The organism is Actinomadura gamaensis (assembly GCF_042652125.1).
GTDB classification, from domain to species: Bacteria; Actinomycetota; Actinomycetes; order Streptosporangiales; family Streptosporangiaceae; genus Spirillospora; species Spirillospora gamaensis.
Genome location: NZ_JBHSIT010000011.1, coordinates 60299 through 80538 on the forward strand (window position 1 = coordinate 60299; position 20240 = coordinate 80538).

The 20240-nt window shown below is 72.1% G+C and carries 18 protein-coding genes and 2 pseudogenes; 10 read left to right on the plus strand and 10 right to left on the minus strand.

What is annotated here, in order from left to right:
* Positions 1-25: 25 nt before the first annotated feature.
* Positions 26-847 carry an SGNH/GDSL hydrolase family protein gene (locus ACFPCY_RS32380; RefSeq protein ID WP_378261579.1) on the minus strand — a complete coding sequence of 274 codons (822 nt, stop codon included), beginning with the start codon at positions 845-847 and terminating at the stop codon, positions 26-28.
* A gap of 331 nt (positions 848-1178) precedes the next feature.
* Between ACFPCY_RS32380 and ACFPCY_RS32385 the strand changes: the two genes are divergently transcribed.
* Positions 1179-3527, plus strand: a complete 2349-nt coding sequence (locus ACFPCY_RS32385; protein WP_378261581.1) for a collagenase — start codon at positions 1179-1181, stop codon at positions 3525-3527.
* Positions 3528-3718: 191 nt separating this feature from the next.
* Here ACFPCY_RS32385 and ACFPCY_RS32390 read toward each other — a convergent pair whose 3' ends face one another.
* The 3 genes from ACFPCY_RS32390 to ACFPCY_RS32400 are packed head-to-tail and all read right to left on the minus strand — an operon-like array spanning position 3719 to position 7153.
* Entirely contained in the window at positions 3719-4363 is a 645-nt protein-coding gene (locus tag ACFPCY_RS32390; protein WP_378261583.1) for a helix-turn-helix transcriptional regulator, read from the minus strand.
* 52 nt (positions 4364-4415) lie between these two features.
* A complete protein-coding gene (locus tag ACFPCY_RS32395; RefSeq protein WP_378261585.1) occupies positions 4416-5732 on the minus strand; it encodes an MFS transporter in 1317 nt (438 codons plus the stop codon).
* Positions 5729-7153: an ATP-grasp domain-containing protein gene (locus ACFPCY_RS32400; RefSeq protein ID WP_378261587.1), complete on the minus strand. Its 1425-nt coding sequence runs from the start codon at positions 7151-7153 to the stop codon at positions 5729-5731. The genes ACFPCY_RS32395 and ACFPCY_RS32400 overlap by 4 nt, the downstream gene beginning before the upstream one ends.
* A 291-nt stretch (positions 7154-7444) precedes the next feature.
* Here ACFPCY_RS32400 and ACFPCY_RS32405 point away from each other — a divergent pair, with 291 nt between their 5' ends.
* The 6 genes from ACFPCY_RS32405 (at position 7445) to ACFPCY_RS32430 (ending at position 12691) form a co-directional block, all read left to right on the plus strand.
* Entirely contained in the window at positions 7445-7798 is a 354-nt protein-coding gene (locus tag ACFPCY_RS32405) for a cupin domain-containing protein (protein WP_378261589.1), read from the plus strand.
* Entirely contained in the window at positions 7795-9231 is a 1437-nt protein-coding gene (locus ACFPCY_RS32410; protein WP_378261591.1) for a class I tRNA ligase family protein, read from the plus strand. The genes ACFPCY_RS32405 and ACFPCY_RS32410 overlap by 4 nt, the downstream gene beginning before the upstream one ends.
* Positions 9228-10256, plus strand: coding sequence for an NAD(P)/FAD-dependent oxidoreductase (locus ACFPCY_RS32415; RefSeq protein ID WP_378261593.1), 1029 nt, complete (start codon positions 9228-9230; stop codon positions 10254-10256). The genes ACFPCY_RS32410 and ACFPCY_RS32415 overlap by 4 nt, the downstream gene beginning before the upstream one ends.
* A gap of 20 nt (positions 10257-10276) precedes the next feature.
* Positions 10277-11545: a lysine N(6)-hydroxylase/L-ornithine N(5)-oxygenase family protein gene (locus tag ACFPCY_RS32420; protein ID WP_378261595.1), complete on the plus strand. Its 1269-nt coding sequence runs from the start codon at positions 10277-10279 to the stop codon at positions 11543-11545.
* 5 nt (positions 11546-11550) lie between these two features.
* Complete coding sequence (locus ACFPCY_RS32425) at positions 11551-11895, plus strand: avidin-fold protein (RefSeq protein WP_378261597.1); 345 nt, start codon at positions 11551-11553, stop codon at positions 11893-11895.
* A gap of 418 nt (positions 11896-12313) precedes the next feature.
* Positions 12314-12691: a hypothetical protein gene (locus ACFPCY_RS32430; RefSeq protein ID WP_378261599.1), complete on the plus strand. Its 378-nt coding sequence runs from the start codon at positions 12314-12316 to the stop codon at positions 12689-12691.
* A gap of 79 nt (positions 12692-12770) precedes the next feature.
* Here ACFPCY_RS32430 and ACFPCY_RS32435 read toward each other — a convergent pair whose 3' ends face one another.
* Entirely contained in the window at positions 12771-13535 is a 765-nt protein-coding gene (locus ACFPCY_RS32435; protein WP_378261601.1) for an isocitrate lyase/PEP mutase family protein, read from the minus strand.
* A 102-nt stretch (positions 13536-13637) separates the two neighbouring features.
* On the minus strand, positions 13638-14345 hold the full coding sequence (locus tag ACFPCY_RS32440; RefSeq protein ID WP_378261603.1) for a peptidylprolyl isomerase: 708 nt from the start codon (positions 14343-14345) through the stop codon (positions 13638-13640).
* Between the two features lie 87 nt (positions 14346-14432).
* Between ACFPCY_RS32440 and ACFPCY_RS32445 the strand changes: the two genes are divergently transcribed.
* The gene (locus ACFPCY_RS32445) at positions 14433-14648 is read left to right on the plus strand and encodes a DUF2277 domain-containing protein (RefSeq protein WP_378261605.1); all 216 of its coding nucleotides are present in this window, start codon (positions 14433-14435) and stop codon (positions 14646-14648) included.
* Positions 14649-14844: 196 nt separating this feature from the next.
* On the opposite strand, the gene ACFPCY_RS32450 is transcribed toward ACFPCY_RS32445, so the two are convergent.
* Together ACFPCY_RS32450 and ACFPCY_RS32455 are read right to left on the minus strand one after the other, a co-directional pair.
* On the minus strand, positions 14845-15864 hold the full coding sequence (locus ACFPCY_RS32450) for an aspartate-semialdehyde dehydrogenase (RefSeq protein ID WP_378261607.1): 1020 nt from the start codon (positions 15862-15864) through the stop codon (positions 14845-14847).
* 150 nt (positions 15865-16014) lie between these two features.
* A complete protein-coding gene (locus tag ACFPCY_RS32455; RefSeq protein ID WP_378261609.1) occupies positions 16015-17169 on the minus strand; it encodes an acyl-CoA dehydrogenase family protein in 1155 nt (384 codons plus the stop codon).
* 132 nt (positions 17170-17301) lie between these two features.
* Here ACFPCY_RS32455 and ACFPCY_RS32460 point away from each other — a divergent pair, with 132 nt between their 5' ends.
* On the plus strand, positions 17302-17643 hold the full coding sequence (locus ACFPCY_RS32460; protein ID WP_378261611.1) for a PspC domain-containing protein: 342 nt from the start codon (positions 17302-17304) through the stop codon (positions 17641-17643).
* Positions 17644-17724: 81 nt separating this feature from the next.
* A pseudogene (locus tag ACFPCY_RS32465) lies at positions 17725-17889 on the plus strand (pentapeptide repeat-containing protein); the annotation flags it as partial.
* 684 nt (positions 17890-18573) lie between these two features.
* Here the strand turns inward: ACFPCY_RS32465 and ACFPCY_RS32470 are convergent.
* Positions 18574-19731 (minus strand): annotated as a pseudogene (locus ACFPCY_RS32470) (MFS transporter); the annotation flags it as partial.
* Between the two features lie 139 nt (positions 19732-19870).
* Entirely contained in the window at positions 19871-20212 is a 342-nt protein-coding gene (locus ACFPCY_RS32475) for a metallopeptidase family protein (protein WP_378261613.1), read from the minus strand.
* Positions 20213-20240 lie beyond the last annotated feature (28 nt).

Here is a 20240-nt window from a genome sequence, read left to right on the forward strand (position 1 = left end):
GGGAGTGACGGCCCGAGGCCGGGGATCAGCCGTTGGCAGCGCGGGCCGCGGCGCCGACGCCGTTCTTGAAGCCGGGCAGGTAGCCGCTGGACTGGCCGAGCGCGGTCGGGTGGTAGGAGTTGCCGATCGGGATCGTGACCGAGTTGAGCCAGTTGTCGCCCGAGCAGAGCTCGTGGGTGTTGAAGATGGGCCTGACGTCGGAGAACGTGAAGGACGCGCGGGACGCCGCGCTGGCGATCGTGCTGTCCAGCGTGTCGGCGGCGGAGTTGAGGGCGGTCCGCTTGGTGGTGCTCAGCCCGATGCAGATGCCGCCGTTCATGTAGTAAAGGTGCGGGTATCCGAGCACCACGAATCGGGCGGACGGGGCCTTGGCGCGCATCGCCGAGTAAAGCGCGTCGAGTTTGCCGGGCAAGGTGTTCTGCGCGTAGGTCTTCGCGTTATTGACCGCCGTCAGGCAGGCCGAGTCGGAGTTCAGCACGCAGGTCTGCATGACGCTGGAGAATCCCGCGTCGTTCCCGCCGACGGTGATGCTGGCGAGGGTGGTCGTGGAGTTCAGCGCGCCGAGCTGGCCGCTGGTCACGCTGTCGGTCGTGGCGCCGGAGCAGGCCACGAAGCTGAACGACGCCGGGGCGTTCGCGTTGGCCCAGAGCTGCGGGTACGCCCTGGTGCTGCGCGAGCAGGACCCGCTGGACGAGTCGTAGGACCCGGCGCCGACCCCGGCCGAGTAGGAGTCGCCGAGCGCGACGTAGCGCTGGCCCGCGGCGGACGCGGCGCCGGCGGGGACGAGGGTTCCGGCGAGAACGGCGGCGGACGCGGCGGAGAACGCGAGCAGGCGGGGGACGCGCATGGGCACTCCTGGGAAAAGGGCTGGGCGAGATCACCTCTCTTATACATCGCAAATGAATTGCAGTCCCGGTCAAAAAGCGCGCGCTTTTTAGCGAGTTTCGCCATTGACGGCGACGGATTTTGAACGTTCCAGCGACGCGCGGGTGAACGGCGCCCGGCGCGGTCGCGGTGCGGCGCGGGGCGACCACCGGGAGTGCTGGTGCGCATGTCGGTGAACGGGCCGTGAATTGGGCCTTGTTAGGACATGTCGCATGTGACATTTTACAGCCGTCACCGCAGACCGGCCGGTCTCGTCCACTCTCCACTCCCCCCGTTCAGAGGAGAAGCTGGCCATGTCCCCACGCCGATGGGCGACCACGCTCCTGGTCACCGTCGCCCTCGCTGCCGGAGGCGCGGGCGCCCCCGCCCTCGCCGCCCCGCGCGACACCGCCCCCGCCAAGCAGCCCACCGCGAACCAGCCCGCCGCCAAGCAGCCCGCCGCACACCAGCCCGTCGCCAACCGGCCCGCCGCACACCAGCCCGCCGCCAAGCCGTCCGCTGCCAAGCCGTCCACCACCGAACCGCCCACCGCCAAGGACCGCGAGATCTCCGGCCCCACCCGCCTCGTCCAGCCCGACGGGGTGAACGTGAAGAAGAGCGCCAAGCTCCGCGCTCCGCTTACGCCGTCCATCGCGAGGGCCCCGAAGAAGCTGCTCAAGGCGCCCGCCGCGGCGGCGTCCTGCGCGGTGTCCGACTTCACCGGCAACACCGGGACGGCGCTGGTCAACGCCGTGAAGCGCGCCTCGGTCGACTGCGTCAACTCGCTGTTCTCGATCACCGGCCAGGACCAGTACGGCGCCTTCCGCGAGGCGCAGATGGTCACGATCGCGAACGCGCTGCGCGCCGACGCCGCGTCCTACAACGGGACGAATGCGACGAGCACCGAGCAGCTCGTCCTGTTCCTCCGCGCCGGCTACTACGTGCAGTACTACAACCCCGGCACGGTCGGCCAGTACACCAAGACGCTGGCAACGGCCACCGAGGGAGCGCTCGACGCCTTCTACGCCAACTCCGCGACGGCCACGGTCAGCGACGCGAACGGCGAGATCCTGGGCGAGGCGGTCGTCCTGATCGACAGCGCCTCGGAGAACGCCCGCTACCTGTACGTCGTGAAGCGCCTGCTCAGCGCCTACAACAGCGCGTATGACGCGAACTGGTACATGCGGAACGCGGTGAACGACGTCTTCACCGTGCTGTTCCGCGGGCAGTGGGTCACCGGCTACCCCGAGGCCGTCCAGGCCGACCCGAGCATCGTGGACGCGGTCTACGCCTTCGCCCGCGACCACAAGAGCCTGCTCGGCACGGACTCGGCGTTCCTCGACGTCAACGCCGGCGGGGAGACCGCCCGGTTCGTCCAGTACGCGGCATTGCAGGGCAAGGTGCGCCCGCTCATCAAGAACCTGCTGGACGGCAGTTCCATCACCGGAACGACCGCCCCGCTGTGGGTCCGCGTCGCGGACGTGACGAACGGCTACGACCAGGCCGACTGCTCCTACTACGGCACCTGCGATCTACCCGACCGGGTCAAGTCGGCGGTGCTGACGAAGAACTACACGTGCAGCCCGAACGTCCTGCACATCGTCGCCCAGGCCGTCACCTCGGACGAGGCGAACGCGGCCTGCGCGAGCATGCTCAACCAGAACGCCTACTTCCACAACCTCGTGAAGGACAACGGGACCCCGGTAGCGAACGACTACAACTCCAACATGGAAGTGGTCGTCTTCGCCTCACCGCAGGACTACCAGACCTACGCGGGCGTCATCTTCGGAATCGACACCGATAACGGCGGCATGTACCTCGAAGGCGACCCGTCCTCGAAGGCGAACCAGCCGAGGTTCATCGCCTACCAGCGTCCCGACGACAACGGCTTCGCGGCCCGCATCTGGAACCTCAACCACGAGTACACGCACTACCTCGACGGACGCTACGACCAGTACGGCGACTTCACCGCCTCCACGGTAAAGCCCGACATCTGGTGGGTGGAAGGCGTCGCGGAATACGTCTCCTACTCCTACCGCAACCTCACCTACACCGACGCGCTGAACGAGGCACCGAAGCACACCTACTCGCTGAGCACCCTCTTCGACACCACCTACGACAACACCAACGTGAACCGCACCTACCACTGGGGCTACCTGGCCGTCCGGTTCATGTTCGAGAAGCACCCGGCCGACGTCACGAAACTGCTCGGCTACTACCGCGCCGGTGATTACAGCGCCGCCTACACCTTCACCAAGTCGCTGAACTACGACGGCGAATTCACCACCTGGCTCGACTCCGTCTCGGGCGGCGGCACCACCCCGACCTACCCGACCTGCGACGGCACCGACACCCGCGTCCTCGGCAAGGACTGCCAGCGCGCGAACATCTCCGCGACGTCCGGGAACTACGCCTACTTCTACGTCTACGTCCCCGCCGGAACCACCAGCATGACCATCACCACGTCCGGCGGCACCGGCAACGCCGACCTCTACTTCAACCCGTCCGCGTGGGCCACCACCACCGCCTACGCCGCCAAGTCGACCCAGCCCGGCAACACCGAAACCCTGACCGTCACCAACCTCCGCCCTGGCACCTACAACTACATCAGCCTCTACGCCACCACCTCCTTCACCGGCGCCACAATCTCCACCCACTTCTAGAACCAAAAGGCCGATGCCCCCGCAGCACGACTGCGGGGGCATCGCCCATCCCACATCACAAAACCGCCGCGCGGATACCGGGCGGCGGGCGGGGGGCGAGCACGGGAGCGCGTGTCCGGGACTACGGGAGCGGGACTGCGAGAGCGCGTGTCCGGGGCGGGGCCGCCGGGCGGGGGCGGCGGCCCCGGGGGTCACGGGTGGGGTGGCGGGCCGAGGAGGCCTACGCGGGCGGCCATGAGGCCGGCCTGGAAGCGGCTGGCGGCGTTGAGCTCGGCCATGATCGACGCGACGTGGCGGCGGCAGGTGCGGACGGACATGCCGAGGCGGCGGGCGATCGTCTCGTCCTTGTCGCCGTTGGCGAGCATGAACAGGATCGCGGTGCGCAGTTCCTCGGGTTCGCCGTCGCCGGGGCAGCGCCAGCCGTGGTCCCAGGTGTAGGCGAGGGTCCACAGGAGCTGGTCCACCACGGGCGCGGCGGTGATCTCGACGGGCTCGGAGCCGGGCGGGCCGACGGTGAGCAGGGCGTGGGAGCGGTCGAGGACGGCGACCGGGGCGGGCAGCCGGTCGACGGTGCGGATCTCTCCCCCGGCCTCGCTGAACATGCGGGCGTAGCCGAGGAAGGCGGGATCGGTGCGGACGGAGTGCGGATAGAGGAGGCGGACGCGGACGCCGCGGTCCAGCAGCGCCAGGTCGCGGCGCGCGGAGTCGCCGCCGGGAGGCCCGGTCGGACGGGCCGCGAACATCTCGACACGGCAGTCGTTCGGGACGCCGGAGCCGGACGTCCCGGCCTTGGCGCCGGTGGGCGCCTCGGCCACGTCGTGCGGTGGGGTTGCCATGCCCTCCATAAGACACAATTTCCGTCCGCCATGGCTGCGGACGCTCATTTCACTATGCATTGTCCTCTGCCGCGACCGGGGCGTCACCGCCCGTACGGATAACACTGGGAGTATCGATTTCTGAATGGTCCAGTGAAGGTTCGTGCTCGATCGGGCGGGGCATTGTTGATTTTTCGACCATGCCGGTGCGGGCGGCGAGCGCGGCGGCGAGGCCGATCGCGCCGCACCAGAGCCAGACGGGACGTCCGGCCGCGTGCCACAGTTCGACGCCGAGTACGGGTCCGAGCGCCGAGCCGAGGCCGAACATGGCGTGCGCGGAGCCGAGGTAGCGGCCGCGCAGGCCGTCCGGGGCGGCCTTGGCCGGGTAGGCGAACATGGTGGGGCCGCCGACGATCTCGCCCAGCGACCACACGACCGTGGCCAGGACGAGCGCGGCGACGCCGAGCGGCACCCAGTACAGGGCGAGGCCGCCGGCGAGCAGCAGGAGCCCGGCGACGCCGACGGCGCGCGCGGGCGAGTTCTGGGTCTTCTTGGTGAGCGGCAGCTCGCACGCGATGACGATGAAGCCGTTCAGCGCGACGAGCGAGCCGTACACCACGGTCGGGTGCCCGGCGGCTCTGACCGCGAGCGGCAGGACCGCGAGGTACTGCACGTAGATCAGCGAGTTCAGCAGGAAGGCGAGCAGGAACAGCAGGTAGCGGCCGTCGCGGAGCACGGCCACGTAGCCGCCCGGCGCCGGCTCCTCAGCCGCCTCGTCCCCCGCCGTGGCAGCGGACGAGCGTCCACCGGGCAGCGTCAGGTACGCGATCACCGCGTAGGCCAGCGCCGCGATCGCCTCGCCCCAGAACAGCAGCGAGTAGGACGCGGCCAGCAGCAGCGTGCCGAACAGCGGGGCCACGGTCGCGCCGACGTTCTGCGCGAGCCGCAGCATCGCGAAGACCATGACCTGCCGCTCGTCCGGGACCATCTCGGCGAGCAGGTTCGCCGACGCCGGCCGGTACACCTGGGCGACCGCGCCGAGCAGCGCGAGCGCGACGAGGATCGCCCAGAACTGCGGCGCGTACAGGACGGCGAGGGTCAGCACGGCCGATCCCGCCATCGACACGACGATCGTCCGGCGGCTGCCGATCCGGTCGGTCAGGCCGCCGCCGACCAGCAGCCCGAGCACCGTCCCGGCGCCGTACACGCCGAGGCCGATCCCGGCCTCGGTGGCGGAGAACCCCCGGTGCGTCAGGTACAGGACGAGGAAGACCTGCACGAACGTGCCGAGCCGGTTGACGAGCAGGCCGACGATGACGGCCCGCACCGGGACGGGCGCCTCCCGCCAGGTCTGCCAGACGCCCGCCGAGCGCGCGTCCCCGGAGCTCACCCCGCGCTCCCGGCGGGCTCGGCGGGCTCGGCGGGCTCGGCGGGCTCGGCGGGCTCGGCGGGCTCGGCGGGCTCGGCGGGCTCGGCGGGCTTGGCGGGCTTGGCGGGCTCGGCGGTGCGGCGCCAGGTGGCCATCGGGGTGGGCTCGGACGGTGCGCCCGACATCGCCGGCCCCGCCGGGACGGACGCCGTGCCGGGCGGGGCCGGCTCCAGCGTGATCGCCTTGGCGGCGGCGTCCAGGGCGGCGCGGCACTCGTCCTCGCTGTCGCCGATCACCAGGGCGGCGGCGTAGCGTGCCCACATGTAGCCGTCCTCGGCGCGCTCGACCAGCTCGCCGGGCTGCGCGATGGGGACGATCTTGTCGGTGGCGGGGTGCAGCAGCGACTCGTCCACCCGGAGCGCGCCGAAGACCGTGGCGACCTCGGGGTAGTAGAACTCGACCGCCGCGACGCCGGTCCGCGTCGGCTCCAGCGAGGGCGTCCGGCCGACGGCGACCGCGGCGGCGGCCAGGCCCGCGTCCACACCGGTGATGCGTCCGCCCAGGTAGGGGATGAAGTCGCCGCCGAGCCGCCCGTTCAGCTCCACGACCCGCGGGCCGCTGTCGGTCAGGAAGATCTCGGTGTGCGTCATGCCGGTGTGGAAGCCGAGCGCGGCGTGCGTGTCCTCCAGCACCCTGATCAGCGCGGGGTCCCGCAGCAGCGGGTCGTCGGCGAGCAGCAGGTGCCCGACCTCCTCGCAGAACGGCTCGTAGCCCTTCCGCTTGTGCGCCAGGTACAGCGGGACGACCTTCCCGTCGAACACCGCCGAGTCGATGCTGATCTCCTCGCCGCGCAGGCACTCCTCGACCAGGACGCCGTACTCGTACTCCTCGACCTCCGGCAGCGTGGTGCCGCGCACCCGCTCGTAGGCGTCCGGCAGCAGCTCGGGCGACTCGACGACGATCACCGCGACGCTCGCGGCGAGCGCGCGGGGCTTCACCACGACCGGGTAGCCGATCCGGTCGGCCTCGCGCACGGCCTCCTCCAGCGACGCGACCGCGACCGACTCCGGCTGCGGGACGCCGGCGGCGGCGAGCGCCGTGCGGGACAGGTGCTTGTCGCGGCAGCGCTCGACCACCTCGGGGGACACTCCGGGCAGCCCGAGGGCCTCGGCGACGCAGGCGGTCGGCCAGATCCGCGCCTCGTCCCAGCACAGGACGCCGTCGAACGGGTCGGTGTCGTGCACCGCGCGGGCGGCGGCGATCGCGAGGTCGGGTTCCAGCGTGTTCACCACGGTCGCGCCGTCCACGTAGCCCAGCTCCCAGGACGGCTCGGACTTGGCGAACAGGTGGATCCGGTACTCCCGCGCGATCGACTCGACGAGGTACTCGCGCCACGCCTGCATGCCGGTGGCGATCAGTGCCAGGTGCGGACGGACATCCATGCCAGGGTCCCCTTCGACTCGGTCATAGGGTTCGCGCGCCGGGCCTCGCCGGGCACTGCGCCGCATGGTCCCCCGGCCGTCACAAGATCGTCAATATTCCCTTTCCGTAGCGGTTCGCGATGCCCGGATCACGGAAAGCGAATGGCGGCAGTTCAGGTCGGGCGACAAACGCCGAAGGCCCGCCGCGGCGGGGTCCCTGTCATCTTCCTGCCACCGGGAAAGCGTCTTATCCGGGTCACAATCCCTCCGTGGCGGCCGCCTCGATTCGGACGACGATTGACGGGAGATCGCGTGCAGAAGTTGCAATATTCCTCCGCGGAGTTGACCGAGGAATACGGAATCCGCATCGGCCGCTGGAGCCAGTACGCGGCCGACCGCGAGCTGCCGTTCGACGCGATGTGGTGCGTGATCCCGCCCGGCGGGTCGAGCGAGCGCGACCAGCATCCGGAGGTCGAGCTGTCGGTGGTGGCGTCCGGCCACGCCGACTACGAGTCGCCGGAGAGCGGCGAGCGGACCGAGGCGGCGCAGGGCGCGGCGGTCCTGCTGCCCAGCCGCGAGCCGCACGTCATCCACAACCGCTCCGACAGCGAGCCGCTGGTGCTGCTGAGCATCTACTGGATGCCGGAGGAGGAGATGGCGGAATGACGGTCGTCATCACCACGCCCCCGCCGACGCCGAACGGCCCGCTGCACGTCGGGCACCTCAGCGGGCCCTACGTCGCGGGCGACATCGCGGCGCGGGCCCTGCGCGCCGCCGGCGCCGACGTGCTGGCCATGACCGGCCTCGACAGCAACCAGAACTACGTCCTGGCGAAGGCCGAGGCGCTGGGCCGTCCGGTGGACGAGACCGTGCGCGACTACTCCGACCAGATCCGGACGGCCTTCGCCAAGGCCCGCATCGAGTACGACGTCCTGCTCGATCCGACCGAGGACGCCGACTACCGCGACGGCGTCCGGCGGCTCGTCGGCGAGCTGTTCGACGGCGGCGGCGTCGGTGCCGCTGCCGGTGAGGAGACCGTCCTGCATCGCTGCCCGTCCTGCGGGCGGACGATGCACCACGCGTACGTCGCGGGCCTCTGCGGGACGTGCGGGGCGGGCGCCGCCGGCGGCGCGTGCGAGGCGTGCATGGCCTACAACACCGCCGCGACGCTCCGCGAAGCCCGCTCGACCTGCTGCGACGCGATCCCGGAGGAGTACACGGCGCGGGTGCCCGTGCTGCGCCTGGAGGATCACCGCGACCAGCTCACCCGCGTCTGGGCGGAGGCCGAACTGCACCCGCGCGTGGTCGATCTCGTCCGGCGGCTCCTCGCGGACGGCCTGCCCGCCGTCCCCGTCGCCTACCCGACCGACTGGGGCATCGAGCTGGACGGCCCCCACCGCGACCTGCGCCTCGACGTCTGGGTCGAGATGGCGTTCGGCTACCTGTACGTGATCGCGCGCGCTCTCGACCCGTCCGTGCGCACGCTCGCCGACTGCGTCGCCGCCTGGAACGGCGTGGACGAGCTGTGGCACTTCCTCGGCGTCGATAACGCGTTCTACTACAGCGTGCTCATCCCCGCCGTGTTCGCGGCGGCGGGCGTGAAGCCGGGCGTGCTGCGCGGCCTGGTCGTGAACGAGTTCTACCGGCTGGACGGCCTCAAGTTCTCGACCAGCCGGAACCACGCCGTCTGGGCGCTGGACTTCCTGGACGAGCAGGACCCCGGCGACATCCGCCTCTTCCTCGCCCAGGACCGTCCCGACCGGTACGAGAGCGACTTCACGCGCGACGCGTTCAAGACGGGCCGCCCGTCCGCCGACGCCGACCTCGAACGCGCCCGGCACGCGCTCACCCCGTCCGGCTTCGACCCGTCCCTCGCCGCGCGCCTGCTCCTCCCCCACCGCGACGACCCGCGAGCAAGCGCCCTCCTGTCCCTCATCACCGCCACCCCGCCCAGCGCAGGAAGCGCCGCACCCGCCGAAAACCCGACGTCCGCCGAAAGCTCGGCACCCACCGAAAGTGCGGCATCCGCCGAGGGCTCGGCACCCACCGAAAGTGCGGCTTCGGCCGCCGATGCGGTGCTCGCCGGGGACGGCTCATGAGGATCTGCGTGGTCGGCGCCGGGCTCGCCGGGGCGCTGCTCGCGTGGCGGGTGCGGCTCGCCGACCGGACGGCCGAGGTCGAGCTGGCCGGACCGCCCGAGCCCGCCGACGCGACCGCCGCGTCCGGGGGCATCGTGCGCGGTTTCGAGCCCGACGCCGCGCTGCGCCGCGAGGCGACCGCCTCGCTCGCCGAGCTGCACGGCAGCCGCCTGCTGCGCGGCTGGGCCGGGTACCGGGAGACCGGGTCGGTGTACATCCAGGCCGGTCCGCCGCCCGCGCCGTCCGACCTGGCGGAGATGTGCGCCGCGCTGCCCGGCTCGGCCGTCCTCGCCGACGCCCCGGGCTTCCCGGACCGTCCGCCGGCGGTGGTCGAGCGACGCGCCGGGCACATCTCGCCGGGCGCGCTCCGCCGCGAGATCGTCGCGGACCTCCTGCGGATCGGCGGACGCCGCACGACCGCGCCGGTCACCGGCCTCACCGAGGAACCGGACGGCTCGCTCACCCTCCACCACGGCGCGGCGAGCGCGCCGTTCGACCTGGTCGTCCTCGCCGCCGGGCCGTGGACGCCGGGCCTGCTCACCCGCCTCGGCCTCGCGCGCGACGGGCTGCGCACCAAGCGCGTCCAGTACACCGTGCACGAGGCCGAGCACGGGCCCGGCGCCGCCTTCGTGGACGAGACGACCAGCCTCTACGGACGCCCGTACGGCGACCACCTGCTGCTCGGCGTCCCCAGCGACCGCTACGACGTCGACCCCGACGACCGGCGGCCCGAACCGGCGCTCGCGCACGCCGCGTCCGCGCTCGCGCGCGTCACCTTCCCGGCGCTGCGGCTCGGACCGGCCGTCCGGACCGTCGTCGCCGCCGACTGCTACCACCCCGATCCCGGCCTGCGGCTGCGGCCGGTCTCCGGCGCGTCCGCCCGGCTGTCGACCTTCACCGGCGGCAGCGGCGGCGCGGCGAAGACCGCCCTGGCCGCGTCCCGGACCGCCGCCGAAGAGCTTCTGCGGCTCCGCACCCCCGCATGACCCTCTGGGAGGCACCGTCCATGTCCGCACTCGAAGTCCCGCACCACCACACCGTCGGCGTCGGCGCCGGTCCGGCGAACCTGAGCCTGGCCGCGCTGTTCGAGGCCGTCGCGCCGCACCGGCTCGTCCTGCTGGAGCGCCGCCCGGTCTCGACGTGGCACCCGCAGCTGCTGCTGTCCAACGTCCGGATGCAGACGTCCTGGCTGAAGGACCTGGTGTCGCTCGTCGACCCCACGCACCGGCTGTCGTTCGTCAACTACATCGTCTCGACCGGACGGATCTACGCGCTGATCAACGCGCAGTTCAACGTCATCCCGCGCCGCGAGTACCAGCGCTACCTCGCGTGGGCGAGCGAGCAGATCGAGGGCATCCAGTACGGCGTCTCGGTGGACGAGATCTCCTACACCGAAGGAGTCGGCTTCTCCTACACCAGCGACGGGCGGACGATCGCGCGCTCGGACCACCTCGTCCTCGGGCTGGGCAGCGTCCCTTACGTCCCGCCGGGCCTGTCCGGAATCCAGGGGGACGACGCGTTCGTGCCCGAGGAGCTGACCGGACGCCTCCCGGCCATGGACCGCGAGGCGCCCGTCGCGGTCGTCGGCGGCGGCCAGACCGGCGCCGAGTGCGTCATGGAGCTGCTCGGCCACGGCTTCACGAACATCACCTGGCTCGGCCGCCGGCCCTGGTTCCAGCCGATGGACGACTCGCCGCCCGCCAACGACTTCTACCGTCCGGCGTACGTCGAGTTCCTCCAGCAGGTCACGCGGGAGACGCGGCGGCGGCTCATCGAGGGCCAGACGCTCACCGGCGACGCGATCACCCCCGGCGTCCTCCAGGCGATCTACCAGGCCAACTACGACGGGATGCTGCGGCTCGACCGCTACCCGCTGACCATGCGGCCGGGCCGGGACGTCACCTCGGCGTCCCGCGACGGCGACCGCTTCGTCCTGGAGGCCACCTCGCCGACCGGGCACGAGCAGATCCCCGCCCGGTACGTCGTGCTCGCCACCGGGCGCACCTTCACCCAGCCGCCGCTCGCGCCGACGCTGACCGAGCTGATCGACCACGACGACGCCGGCGAGATGATCGTCGACTCGGACTACTCGCTGCGCTGGAAGGGCGCCGACCGCAACAAGATCTTCGTGCAGAACCGGGCCCGCTTCACCCACGGCGTCGCCGACGCCAACCTCACCCTGCTCCCGGTCCGGGCCGCGACGATCATCAACTCGCTGTTCGAGCGGGAGGTCTATACGGTCCGCGACGCCGAGCCGAGCGTCGTGTGGGGGTGACCCGGATGCCGATCGACTACGAGGGACGGGTGTTCCGCTCGTCCGCCGCCGAGACCGCGTCCGGAGGGGACGTCCCGGTCGGCCGCTACCACCAGGACGGCGACACCGTCTGGGCCGACTTCGACGGCGGCCGCGTCGTGCGCGGCTACCTGGTCGGCCGCCGCACCCCCGACGACAGCCTGGACCTCGCCTACTGCCAGGTCCTCGCCGACGCCACGGTGGTCAGCGGCCGGGTCCGCTCGACCCCCGAACTCCTCCCGGACGGCCGCGTCCGCCTCCGCGAGGAGTGGGAGCGCTACGGCCCCCACGCCTCCCAAGGCGTCTCGGTCATCGAGGAGATCCCGACCTAGCGCCCGCCCCGATCGAGCCCCGATCGTTCCTCGGCACGGTCGGTGGCGGATGCGGGATGCGGACACGCCGGCGCCGCCAGTCCGTCTGGCGGCGCCGGTCGTCGTCCCCCCGTCCGGAAGGGCCCCGAGCGGTACCGGCCATCGGTAGATCGTCCATCGGGGGACGGTTTTCGGCTGGGTCTGTTTGACGCGGGCGGGTGGTTCGCGGTTCGTCCGTGTGTGGCCGAACCGGTACACCGCGTTCGCGCGGGGGTGGACGGGCGGGCGCCGATACCGGACAGTGACCCTAAAGGGGACTCAAAGCGTCGAGCGGGGGCGAGGCGTGATGATGAGGGCCGTCTTCGCGGCGTGTTCGAGCCTGGCGTGCGCGGTCGCGCCGCTGAGCGGATGCGCGCACGGGTCCGTGACGGGGGGACCCGTGGGAATGGTGACGGTGAAGTCCCACCGCCAGTGCAAACCGGGTTCCGCGGTCGGTAGCTGGCACGGCCGGCCCGAGATCGAGGGGACGGGCCGGAACGCGACCCTCTGGGCGCTCACCGACCAGATGCCCCTGCGGGCCGGACGCGACGTCCGCTTCACGATCCGCATGACGGGCCAGGGAGGTCTCTGGGTCCGCGCGAAGGATCCGGGAGGATCGCCGCTCGCGCCGGTGTCCGGCCCGACACCGGGGAACGTCGCCTACACGCGTCCCGGCGACGGCTGGACGGTCGTCTACCGCTTCCCCTTCGCGGGCTGCTGGCACATCAAGTTCCACCGCTCCCTGTCGGCCGCCAGCCTCTGGCTCAGCGTCCGCTGACCGACCATCGGCCCAGCGGACCGCCCGGTCGCGGAGTCGGCGGCCGGGCGGGTGTCGTCGCTGGTCAGCCGGGGGCTCGTCAGGGGCGGAGTGCCGTCACGAAGTCCTTGAGCGCGGCCATGGCGTGGCGGTGCGCCTGCGGGCCGAGGGAGATGCGGCCGACGCCCAGTTCGGCCAGGCGGGAGATCTCCATGCCCGGAAGGCGCAGGACGTTGATCGGACCCGGCAGCTCCTTGGCGAGGGTCGCGATCACCGACTCGTCGCGGACCAGGATCGGGTAGATCGAGTCGGCTCCGGCCTCCAGGTAGCGGCGGCCCCGGTCGAGGGCGGCGTCGAGGGCGGCGTCGAGGTCGGCGGCGGTCGGCCCGTCCTTGCCGATGAAGACGTCGACGCGCGCGTTGATCACCAGGTCGGTGCCGTTCGCGCGGGCCGCCTCCCGGACGGACGCGAGGAACTCCGCCTGCGCCGACGCGTCCTTCAGGCCGCCCGCGGCGAGGTCGGTGTCCTCCAGGTTGCAGCCGACCGCGCCGATCGCGGCCAGCCGCGCGACCAGGTCGGCGGCGGGCAGGCCGTATCCGGACTCGGCGTCCACGGTGACGGGCAGGTCCCCCGCGGCGCGGACGACCCGTCCGGCGGCGGCGAACATCTCGTCCGCCGGGGCGTTCTGGTCGTCCTCGTAGCCGAGCATGGCGGTGACGGCGGCGCTGGCGGTGGCGAGCGCCGGGTACCCGGCCTCGGCGACGACGCGGGCGCTCGCGGCGTCCCACACGTTGGGCAGGATCAGCGGGTCGCCCGGACGGTGCAGCTCGCGCAGCCGTGCGGCCCGGTCGTTGTGGGCGGTCATCCGACTCCTCAAGATCGATGCTCGACGTCCACCCTAATGACGGACGGGCCGCCCGATCCGTGACATTCCGCAGCCCACGACCGGACGGCCCGTCCCCCGCGGTCAGCCGTGCGCGGTGACCTTGAAGATCTTCACGGGGTGCTTCGGCAGGCCGTCCTCCGGGCCGCTCTGCGGGATGATGCCGCCCGCCGCGATCTCGTCCAGGACGCGCATGCCCTTGGTGACCTTGCCGAGGATCGTGTAGGCGGGCGGGATGTTCGCGTGCGTGTGCACGATGAAGAACTGGCTGCCGTTGGTGTCCGGCCCCCAGTTGCCCATCGCGACCGTCCCGCGCGGGTAGGTCTCCTTGCCGGTCAGCTCGTCCTTGAACTTGTAACCCGGCCCGCCCTTCTCGGCCGCGTAGATGTCGCCGCACTGCAGGACGCCGAGCCGCGCCGAGTTCGTCAGCCGCCAGCACCGGGTGTGGTCGTAGAACCGCTGCCTGGTGAGGCTGACGAAGTTGTGGACGGCGCAGGGCGCGTTCCGGCGGTCCATGCGGATCCGGACCTCGCCGTGGTTGGTGTAGATCCGGACGTCCACCGTGCCGTGCGCGCGGGCCTTCGGCTTCGGCGGGTGGACGGGCTTGGCGGCCGGGTTGTCGGGCGTCGGGGTGAAGACGCAGGTCGCCGTCCGCCCGTGCGACGCGGGCTGCGCGGGCTGCGCGCCTTGCGCGGGCTGCGCGGCGATCGCGGCGGTGGACGGGACGGTGGCGGCCATCGCGGCGACGGCGGCCGTGGCGGTCAGGACGGGGAGCATCCGGCGCGTTCTCATCCCGCCAAACTAGAGATCGCCGCGCCCGGGCGGCTTCGGCAAATCCCCACGAAAGGATCTGTCGGTGGCGTGGGTCACCATGGACCCATGTGCCGCAGCATCAAGACGCTCCGCCCGCCGTACGCCGAGGACGTGACCGAGGACGACGTGCGCGCGGCCGCGCTCCAGTACGTCCGCAAGATCTCCGGCTTCCGCGCCCCGGCCGCCCACAACGCCGAGGCGTTCGACCGCGCCGTCGAGGAGATCACCCGGATCAGCGCCGCCCTGCTCGACTCCCTGGAGGTCCGTGGCGCCAGAACCTGACCCGCGAGCGACGCGCGACGACGAGCAGCGCGCGACGACGAGCAGCGCGCGACGACGAGCGTCCCCGCTTGGCAGGCCAGCCGATGCGAGCCGGCGAGTGCGGGAACGACGAGTGCGGTGACGGGCACGGGCCGGCCGCGTGGGGCTGGCCAGGGCGGGCCGCCGTGGTCACGACGGCCCGCGGGCCGGACGAGCCTTACTCGGCGGCGACGAGCTCGGCGATCTGGACGGCGTTGAGCGCGGCGCCCTTGCGGAGGTTGTCGCCGGAGGCGAACAGCGCGAGGCCGTTCTCGACGGTCTCGTCGCGGCGGATGCGGCCGACGTAGGTCGCGTCCCGTCCGGCCGCCTGGAGCGGGGTCGGCACCTCGGAGAGGACGACGCCGGGCGCGTCCGCGAGCAGCTCGGCGGCGCGCTCCGGGCTGATCGGACGGTCGAACCGCGCGTTGATCTGGAGCGAGTGCCCGGTGAAGACCGGCACGCGCACGCACGTCCCGGAGACCTTCAGGTCCGGGATGCCGAGGATCTTGCGGCTCTCGTTGCGGAGCTTCTGCTCCTCGTCGGTCTCGGCGAGGCCGTCGTCCACGATCGAGCCCGCCATCGGCAGCACGTTGAACGCGATCGGGCGGACGTACACGTTCGGCTCGGGGAACTCGACGGCCGAGCCGGAGTGGGTGAGCGCGTCCGCGCCCTCGACGACCTTCCGCGCCTGCTGGTGCAGCTCGGCGACGCCCGCCAGGCCGCTGCCGGACACCGCCTGGTAGGTGGCCACGACCAGGGCGGACAGCCCGGCCTCGGCGTGCAGCGGGCGCAGCACGGGCATGGCGGCCATCGTGGTGCAGTTCGGGTTCGCGATGATCCCCTTGGGGCGGTTGCGGGCCGCGTCCGGGTTGACCTCGGAGACCACGAGCGGGACGTCCGGGTCCATCCGCCAGCCGGACGAGTTGTCGATCACGACGGCGCCGGCCTCGGCGACCTTCGGCGCGAGCGCGAGCGAGGTGGTCTTCCCGGCGGAGAACAGCACGATGTCCAGGCCGCTGTAGTCGGCGGTCGCGGCGTCCTCGACGGTGATCTCCCCGTCGCCCCACGGGAGCGCGCGCCCGGCCGAGCGGGCCGAGGCGAACAGCCTCAGCTCGTCCACCGGGAAGTTCCGCTCAGCGAGGATCTTCCGCATGACCCCGCCGACCTGTCCGGTGGCGCCGACGATCCCGATTCTCATGCCGCTCCCTACGCTCATGCCTTGACCTGGGACAACAGAGTCTGCCCAGCCCGCGCGCGGACCGTCCAGTCAGTTGTCCTTCAGGACGACTTTAAGCACTGCTACACGGTGTTCGGGCTCACGCGGCGTCCGGAACGGCCGTCCGGAGCCTCAGCGGAAGGCGTCCAGGCCGGTGATCGCCTTACCCAGCGTGAGCAGGTGGACCTCCTGCGTCCCCTCGTAGGTCAGCACCGACTCCAGGTTGTTCATGTGCCTGATCACCGGGTACTCGAGGGTGATCCCGTTCGCGCCGAGGATCGTCCGGGCCTCGCGGGCCACGTCGATCGCGGCGCGGACGTTCGCGAGCTTGCCGAACGAGACCTGCTGCGGTGTGACGCGGCCCTCGTCCTTGGCGCGGCCGATGTGCAGGGCGACCAGCCCTGCCTGCCCCAACGCGACCTCCATCCAGGCCAGTTTCTCCTGCGTGAGCTGGAACGCGCCGATGGGCTTGCCGAACTGCTCGCGCGTGCGCGCGTACTCGACGGCCGCCTCGTAGCAGGCGCGTCCCGCGCCGACCGCGCCCCACAGGATCCCGTAGCGCGCCTCGGACAGGCAGCTCAGCGGCCCCTTCAGCCCGGTCACGCCCGGCAGGACGGCGTCGCCCGGCAGCCGCACGCCGTCCAGCACCAGCTCGGACGTCACGGACGCGCGCAGCGACAGCTTCCGGTGGACGTCGGACGCCGTGAACCCGGGCGTCCCCGCCGGGACGACGAACCCGCGGATCCCCTCGCCCTCGACCTTGGCCCACACGACCGCCACGTCCGCGATCGAGCCGTTGGTGATCCACATCTTCGCGCCGTCCAGCACCCAGCCGGAGCCGTCGCGGCGCGCGCGGGTGCGCATGTCGCCGGGGTCGGACCCGCGGTCGGGCTCGGTGAGGCCGAAGCAGCCGATCGCCTCGCCCGCCGCCATCCGCGGCAGCCACTCGTTCTTCTGCTCCTCCGAGCCGAACTTGTGGATCGCGGCCATCGCCAGCGAGCCCTGCACCGACACGAAGCTGCGCAGCCCCGAGTCGGCCGCCTCCAGCTCCCGGCACGCCACCCCGTAGGCGACGGCGCTCGCCCCGGCGCACCCGTACCCGGTCAGATGCATCCCGAGCAGGCCGAGCTTGCCCAGCTCAGGGGCCAGCTCGCGGGCGGGGAACGTGCCGTCCTCGAACCACTCCGGCAGATGCGGAGCGATCTTCTCGGCGACGAACGCGCGGACGGTGTCCCGCACCATCCGCTCCTCGTCGCCGAGACCGTCGTCCACGCGCAGCACGTCCATGAGGGCATCCCATCGTTCGGGGGCAGGGCGACGCGGCCAGGGTACGACGGCCCTCGTTTCGGGGACGCTCTCAGGGTCGGTTCAGGGCGAATCCCGATACCGCCACCCGCTTCGGAGGGAGAAGATCGAGACATGGACACGCAGAACAGCACCAAGCAGCTCCGCCGCACCCGTGACGGCCGCATGCTCGCCGGAGTCTGCTCCGGCGTCGGCCGCTACCTGGGCGTCGACCCCAACCTCGTCCGCCTGGGCCTCGGCGTCTTCACCCTGTTCGGCGGGGCGGGCATCGCGCTCTACATCATCGCGTGGCTGGTCATGCCGGAGGACGGCGCCGAGACCTCGGTCGCCGAGGACCTCTTCCAGAAGGCGAAGGAGTCCCCGACCGTCCAGGACGCCACCCAGCGCGCCAAGGACGCCGCCCAGGACGCGACCCACAAGGCCAAGGAGACCTTCGCCTCCAAGCCGCGCTCCTGACGCCCCGTCCCCGCCTCCGCGGGCAACGCGCCGGCCGGCGGCTCACACCTCGCCGGCACGCGCCTCGGCACCGGGCGGCTCATCGGCGCGCGGTTCCCCGGCGCGCGGCTCAGCAGCCGCCCGCAGGGCGGCAGCACGCGCGTCGAACGAGCGCACCTCACCAGCGCGCGCCTCGAAGTCACGCGACTCACCAGCGCCGGCCTCGCCGGCGCGCGACTCAACGGCACGCGATTCAAGTGGACGCGACTCACCGGCGCGCGACTCAAGTCGGCCCTGCTCAGCGGCGCGCGGCTCAATGGCCCGCGCCTCGCCCGCGCCCACGTCGAATCCGCGCGCCTCAGCTCCCGCCCCCGCAGCACGCGCGTCAACCACCCGCGAGTCGGCCGAACGCGCTTCAGCAGCGCGCAGGTCAGCGGCACGCGGGTCAGCCGCACGCGCCCCAGTCGCCCGCGCGTCAGCGGCGCCCGGGTCCGCAACGCGCGGATCAACACCGCGCAGGTCGGCAGCACCCGGATTCGCGACACGCGGGTCAACCCCGCGCAGGTCAGCGGCGCTCGGATTGGCGACGCGCGGATCAACACCGCGCGAGTCAGCGGCGGCGCCTGGGTTCACGACGCGCGGGTCAGCACCGCGCGAGTCAGCGGCGCGCGCGTCAGTAGCGCGCGGGTTCTCGGCGTACGAGTCGGCGGCGTACGAGTCGGTGGTGTTCGGGGTGGCGGGACTCGGCTCGGCGCGGGGCGGGTCGAGGACGGCGGCGGGCTCGCGCGAGGACGCGTCGTCCGGGACCCGCTCGGCGGCCCGCGAGGCGTGGACAGGGTGGCTCTCCGTCCGGTCGCGGGAGGCGGCGATCAGCGTGCCGCGCACCTGGTTCCAGGTGAGGGTGAGCATCGCCGCGATCGACAGTCCGAGCACTCCGGCGAGCGCGACGACGGTCTCCGGGCCGAGGTACTGCGCGGCCGCGCCGCCCGCGAGGATGCCGATGCCCTGGCCGGCCAGGATGCCGGACTGGGCGAGTCCGAACGCCTGGGCCCGGCCGCCCGGCGGGACGGCCGCGACGAACGCCGCGTTCGCCGCGAGCTGGAAGGCGCTGCCCACCCCGGACAGCGCGTAGATCGCCAGCACGCCCCACAGCGGCGGATGCGCGCCCGCGGCGATCAGCGGCGCGCAGGCGAGCATGGCCATCCAGCCCATCGACCGCAGCCGGTTCGTCGGGCGGACGAACCGGCTGAACACGAACGCGCCGACGACCATCCCGGTCGGCATCGCCGACATCAGCACGCCGACGGTCACCGCGCCCCGGTCGAAGGTCGCCGCGTAGGGCGCGGCGAGGCCCTCCGGCAGGACGTAGAACGTGCACAGCCAGGCGAACGAGACGAGCGCGCGGAGCACCGGATCGCCGAACACCAGGCGCGCGCCGTCCCGCGTGCCGCGCCACAGGTTCATCGTCTTGCGCTCACGCGCGCGCGGCGCGGGCCTGCCGCGCAGCCCCGCGAGCAGGATCAGCGCGGACGCGCCGAACGTGACCGCGTCGATGCCGAGCGCCTCGTACGTCCCGACCGCGGCGACGATCGCGCCGCCCGCGACGAATCCGAGCATCTGGGTCGCCTGGTGGGTGATGTTGTTGATGGCCGATCCGGCCACATATCTGTCACCGTCCAGGACGTCCGGGAGCAGGGCGGCGCGCGCGGCGGTGAACGGCGCGCCGAGCAGGACGGTGAAGAACACCAGGACGCACAGCACCCCGAACGGCAGCGCGCGCAGCGCCATCAGCGCGACCAGGACGGCCCGCAGGACGTCGCACATCACCATGACCGTCCGGCGCGGGAACAGGTCGGCGAGCCCCGAGAGCACGGGCCCGCCGACGATCGGCGGCAGGTAGGTCAGCGCGTAGGTGAGCGCCGTGTACAGCGCGGACCCGGTCCGCTGGTAGACCAGGACCGCGAGCGCGACCTGCGCGAGCTGGTCGCCGATGAACGACAGCACCTGCGCGAGCCAGAGCGCGCGGAACTCGCCCACCGCGAACACCTCGCGATAGGTGGCCTGCGCCTCCGGCGGCCGCCGGTGCCGACCGCTCTGCCGTCCAGCCACGCGCTCTCCGCTCCGCTCTCCCTCCCTCCATTAACTCACGCTGCGTGGCAGTTATGTGACCTACCGTGCCCAATTCGTGGCACACATTGCCGGACGGACGCCTTGACCGCCCTGTGATCTGCGTGTTCACGTCCGGGGGTCAGTACCCGAGCTCGTGCAGCCGCGCGTCGTCGATGCCGAAATGGTGGGCGATCTCGTGCACCACGGTGATCCGGACCTCCTCCACGACGTCCTCGGGCGTCGCGCAGATTCGCAGGATCTGGTCGCGGTAGATCGAAATGTGATCGGGCAGGACCCCGGCGTACCAGTCACCGCGCTCGGTGAGGGGTACCCCCTGATAAAGACCGAGCAGGCCGGGTTCGGGCGCGACGTCCTCGACCACGATCACGACGTTGCGCATGTGCGCGGTCAGCTCGGCCGGGATGGAGTCGAGGGCCTGCGACACCAGGTCCTCGAAGGCGTCCCGCGACATCTCGATCACACGCCCATTCTGCTCCACGGAGGGACAC

Coding starts and splice junctions, on each gene's coding strand:
- ACFPCY_RS32450 (WP_378261607.1), bottom strand. CDS start 15,864: ATGAGAATCGGGATCGTCGGCGCCACCGGACAGGTCGGCGGGGTCATG.
- ACFPCY_RS32425 (WP_378261597.1), top strand. CDS start 11,551: ATGCCGATCGACTACGAGGGACGGGTGTTCCGCTCGTCCGCCGCCGAG.
- ACFPCY_RS32440 (WP_378261603.1), bottom strand. CDS start 14,345: ATGAGAACGCGCCGGATGCTCCCCGTCCTGACCGCCACGGCCGCCGTC.
- ACFPCY_RS32460 (WP_378261611.1), top strand. CDS start 17,302: ATGGACACGCAGAACAGCACCAAGCAGCTCCGCCGCACCCGTGACGGC.
- ACFPCY_RS32380 (WP_378261579.1), bottom strand. CDS start 847: ATGCGCGTCCCCCGCCTGCTCGCGTTCTCCGCCGCGTCCGCCGCCGTT.
- ACFPCY_RS32455 (WP_378261609.1), bottom strand. CDS start 17,169: ATGGACGTGCTGCGCGTGGACGACGGTCTCGGCGACGAGGAGCGGATG.
- ACFPCY_RS32415 (WP_378261593.1), top strand. CDS start 9,228: ATGAGGATCTGCGTGGTCGGCGCCGGGCTCGCCGGGGCGCTGCTCGCG.
- ACFPCY_RS32435 (WP_378261601.1), bottom strand. CDS start 13,535: ATGACCGCCCACAACGACCGGGCCGCACGGCTGCGCGAGCTGCACCGT.
- ACFPCY_RS32445 (WP_378261605.1), top strand. CDS start 14,433: ATGTGCCGCAGCATCAAGACGCTCCGCCCGCCGTACGCCGAGGACGTG.
- ACFPCY_RS32400 (WP_378261587.1), bottom strand. CDS start 7,153: ATGGATGTCCGTCCGCACCTGGCACTGATCGCCACCGGCATGCAGGCG.
- ACFPCY_RS32410 (WP_378261591.1), top strand. CDS start 7,795: ATGACGGTCGTCATCACCACGCCCCCGCCGACGCCGAACGGCCCGCTG.
- ACFPCY_RS32385 (WP_378261581.1), top strand. CDS start 1,179: ATGTCCCCACGCCGATGGGCGACCACGCTCCTGGTCACCGTCGCCCTC.
- ACFPCY_RS32390 (WP_378261583.1), bottom strand. CDS start 4,363: ATGGCAACCCCACCGCACGACGTGGCCGAGGCGCCCACCGGCGCCAAG.
- ACFPCY_RS32420 (WP_378261595.1), top strand. CDS start 10,277: ATGTCCGCACTCGAAGTCCCGCACCACCACACCGTCGGCGTCGGCGCC.